We start from the raw sequence: 3,846 nt of genomic DNA, 5'->3' as shown, positions 1-3,846 counted from the left end.
CCCCGTCGACGGCCTTCGCCTCATCGGCGAGCCGGGCGAAGTCCGCGGACAGAATGCTGGGGTTGATCTGCGCCATGAGCCAAGCCTCCCACGTTCTTGGGTACTTCTTTGCCGCCGAGCGGTTTCGGATGCGGTCCAGACCATTTTCGGTGCGAACCGACGAGCCGGGACCGGAGCAGACCGGGAGATTACGGTCAGGTGATCGAAGGGTCCGAGGACCGCGGGGTCACGCCGTGCGGCGGATCAGCGCCAGATACATGGCGTCCGTACCGTGCAGATGCGGCCAGAGCTGGAGGTCCGGGCCGTCACCGAGCGCCGGTACGCCCGGCAGCAGCGGACGGGCGTCGACCAGCTCGGCGCCGCCGACCTTCTTCAGGACGTCGTCGACGACCACCCGGGTCTCGGCGAGGTGCGGCGAGCAGGTCGCGTACCCCACGACACCGCCGACCCGGACCGCGCCGAGCGCCTCCGTCAGCAGGGCGCGCTGGAGCGGCGCGAAGCCGTCCAGGTCCTCGGGGCGGCGCCGCCAGCGGGCCTCCGGGCGACGGCGCAGCGCGCCGAGACCCGAGCAGGGCACGTCCATGAGCACCCGGTCGAAGGAGCCGGGACGCCACGGCGGGCGGGTGCCGTCGGCGGCGATCACCTGGTACGGGCCGGGGTTGCCGGCGAGGGCGCGCTCGACCAGCCGCGCGCGGTGCGGCTGCTTCTCGGAGGCGAGCAGGGCGGCACCCCGCTCGGAGGCCAGGGCCGCCAGGAGCGCGGCCTTGCCGCCGGGGCCCGCGCAGCCGTCGAGCCAGCGGGCGTCGGGGCCGTCGAGCGGCGCGTTGGCGAGGGCGATCGCGACGAGCTGGCTGCCCTCGTCCTGGACCCCGGCCCGGCCGTCCTTGACCGCCTCGATGGCGCCCGGCTCGCCGCCCTCGGCCATCCGGACGGCGTACGGCGACCAGCGGCCCGGCAGGGTCTCGGTGGCCTCGGCGAGCTCGTCGGTGGTGGACCGGCCGGGACGGGCGACGAGGGTGACCTCGGGACGCTCGTTGTCGGCCTCCAGGAGGTCCTCGATGCCGGCGCGACCGCCGCCGAGGGAGTCCCAGAGCGCCGAGACGACCCAGCGGGGGTGCGAGTGGACGACGGCGAGGTGGTCCTCGGGGTCCGCGTCGTACGGCGGGGCGACCTGCGCCACCCAGGCGTCGAGGTCCTGCTGCGAGATCTTCCGCAGCACGGCGTTCACGAACTTGGCCCGCCCGTCGCCGAGCACGACCCGCGCCAGCTCGACGCTGGCGGAGACGGCGGCGTGGGTGGGGATCCGGGTGCCGAGCAGCTGGTGGGCGCCGAGCGCGAGCACGTCGAGGACGGGCGGGTCGACCTCGCGCAGCGGCCGGTCGATGCAGGCGGCGATGATGGCGTCGTACGTGCCCTGGCGGCGCAGCGTGCCGTAGACCAGCTCGGTCGCGAGCGCCGCGTCCCGGCCGTCGAAGTTCCCGCCCTCGCGGGCCTTCTTGAGGAGCGGCGGCAGCACCAGGTTCGCGTAGGCGTCCCGCTCGTCCACCGCCCTCAGCGCCTCGAAGGCGAGCATCCGGACGGGGTCCTTCTGGGGCCGCCGGTAGGGCTTGTGGGGACGGCGACGTGCCTGCTCGCTCAAAGGTGCTCCGCGTGACGAAATGACGAGGTCGAACCCCCCAAGCCTACGTCCGCCGCGCGCCACCCCGCTCCAGCCCCTGAGAGAGGGCGGCTCCGCTCGGCGCCCCAGGGCCCGGGGACCCGTGGCGCCCGGGCGCACCAGTGACACCGGGCCCGGGCGCCCGAGAAGGCCCCAGGCCCCAGGCCTCAGGCCTCAGGCCTCAGGCCCCGAGTGTCTCGCCCGGTGCGATGCGCACGCCGCGCGCCCAGTCGGCGGCCTTCATCGGCTTCTTGCCCTGGGGCTGCACCCAGAGGAGCTCGACGGCGTACGAGCCGGTGCCGGCGTACACGTTGTTCTTGCCCGCGGCGAGCTGCCCCGGGGCCAGGTCGGTGCGGTCGGGCAGCGGCGTGACCTGGATCAGCTTGAGGCGCTCGCCCCGGAAGACGGTCCAGGCGCCGGGGGCCGGGGTGCAGCCGCGGACCACCCGGTCCACCCGCAGCGCGGGGGCGGCGAAATCGACGTGGGCGTCCTCGACCTGGATCTTCGGGGCGAGGGTGATCCCCTCGACGGGCTGCGGAACGGCCTGGAGCGCGCCGTCCTCGATGCCGTCCATGGTCGCGGCGAGCAGCCCTGCGCCCGCGAACGCGAGCCGGGTGAGCAGGTCGCCGCTGGTGTCGGTCGGCCGGATGTCCTCGGTGACCACGCCGTAGACCGGTCCCGAGTCCAGGCCCTCCTCGATGAGGAAGGTGGACGCGCCGGTCACCTCGTCGCCCGCCATCAGCGAGTGCTGCACGGGCGCGGCGCCGCGCCAGGCCGGCAGCAGCGAGAAGTGCAGGTTGACCCAGCCCCGGGCGGGGATGTCGAGGGCGACCTTGGGCAGCAGGGCGCCGTAGGCGACGACCGGGCAGCAGTCGGGGGCGATCTCCCGCAGCCGGGCGAGGAAGTCCTCGTCGCGGGGCCTGGCCGGCTTCAGGACCTCGATCCCGGCCTCCTCCGCCCGCTGGGCCACCGGGCTGGCGACGAGCCGCCGGCCGCGGCCCGCCGGGGCGTCCGGCCGGGTGACGACGGCGGCCACCTCGTGCCGGCCGGAGGCGAGCAGGGCGTCCAGGGCGGGAACGGCGACCTCGGGGGTGCCTGCGAAGACGAGCTTCATGAGTGGCGACTGCCTGTCTCTCCGGGGGCTTTACGGGCAGCGCACCAGTCTAGGGCGCCTGCGGCTCCTGGGCGCCGGGGGCCCGGCGCCGCTGACGGAGGGGGCGTACGGAAGGACGAGCGCCCCGCGCATATGCGTGTACGCCCCCGCAGCGTGACCCAACCCCGGGTGGCGCGTTGGTCAAGAGAGATTGACCGAATCGGGTCGCCGTTCCCCCCTGCGGCCCTTCCCCTACATGCCGGTTCGAGAGGCTTTCACATGGCCGACCACGCCACCCACGACGCCCAGGCTCGGGCGAGTCTGCACCTGCTGGTGCGGGACATCGAGCGGGTCCGGCGGCAGGTGGACGCACTGCGCACGCTCACGGCCCAGCTGGGCAATGTCTACCGCCCTCGCCGCTCCGGCCCGTCCACGGGCTTCGTCGTCTACGGGCGGGCCCCCGCCCCCACCGTCCGTCTCGCCCAGGAACTGCGGGACAGCGTCGAGACGCTGGTGACCGCCGCCGTCGACTTCGACCGCTCGCTCGGGTTCTCCTGGGACGCGGTGGGCTCCGCCCTCGGTGTCACCAAGCAGGCGGTCCACCGCCGTTACGGTGCCCGGCGCGCCCCCCAGCCGGGCGTCGGCATCGACCAGGACCCGATCGTGGAGCCGAGCGCGCCCCGCACGCTCCCCACGGTGCCCGCCGCCCGCTCGATGCCCCCGCAGCCGACCTCGGGCAGCGCCTCCCTCCGCGAGGAGCCGCGGACGTCGGCCTTCCCCGGCCCCCGCAACGGCTGACCCGCGCACGCCGTACGGCCGTCCGTCCCCACCGGGGGCGGACGGCCGTCCCATGCGTCGCCCGCGCGAACCGGACCCAGGACGCCCGCCAAGGCCAGACCCGGGGCACCCGCCCGAGACAGACCCCGGGGCTCCCGCCGAAGCCGGACCCGAGGCACCCACCCGAGACAGACCCCGGAGCCACCGCCCGAGCCGGACCCGAGGCACCCACCCAGGGCACACCCCGGCGCGCCCGCGCGAGCCGGAGTCGGGGCGCCCACCAAAGCCAGACCCCGGAGCACCCGCCCGAGGCAGACCC

3 protein-coding genes and 1 pseudogene are annotated in these 3,846 nt (G+C 75.3%); 1 reads left to right on the top strand and 3 read right to left on the bottom strand.

Features of this window, described 5'->3' with window-relative positions:
- The 3 genes and pseudogenes from AMK27_RS42245 to fmt all read right to left on the bottom strand — a co-directional run.
- Positions 1-76 (bottom strand): annotated as a pseudogene (locus tag AMK27_RS42245) (ribulose-phosphate 3-epimerase); the annotation flags it as partial.
- A gap of 150 nt (positions 77-226) precedes the next feature.
- Positions 227-1,639, bottom strand: a complete 1,413-nt coding sequence (locus AMK27_RS40865; RefSeq protein ID WP_073919569.1) for an RsmB/NOP family class I SAM-dependent RNA methyltransferase — start codon at positions 1,637-1,639, stop codon at positions 227-229.
- Positions 1,640-1,838: 199 nt separating this feature from the next.
- Complete coding sequence (gene fmt, locus AMK27_RS40860) at positions 1,839-2,771, bottom strand: methionyl-tRNA formyltransferase (RefSeq protein WP_073919567.1); 933 nt, start codon at positions 2,769-2,771, stop codon at positions 1,839-1,841.
- Between the two features lie 258 nt (positions 2,772-3,029).
- Here fmt and AMK27_RS40855 point away from each other — a divergent pair, with 258 nt between their 5' ends.
- Positions 3,030-3,548 (top strand): hypothetical protein, encoded by a 519-nt coding sequence (locus tag AMK27_RS40855; RefSeq protein WP_073919565.1) that lies wholly within the window; start codon positions 3,030-3,032, stop codon positions 3,546-3,548.
- The last annotated feature ends 298 nt before the right edge of the window (positions 3,549-3,846 follow it).

Source organism: Streptomyces sp. CB02009 (genome assembly GCF_001905825.1).
Lineage (GTDB): Bacteria > Actinomycetota > Actinomycetes > Streptomycetales > Streptomycetaceae > Streptomyces.
This window is presented reverse-complemented; position numbering and strand designations above follow the sequence as displayed.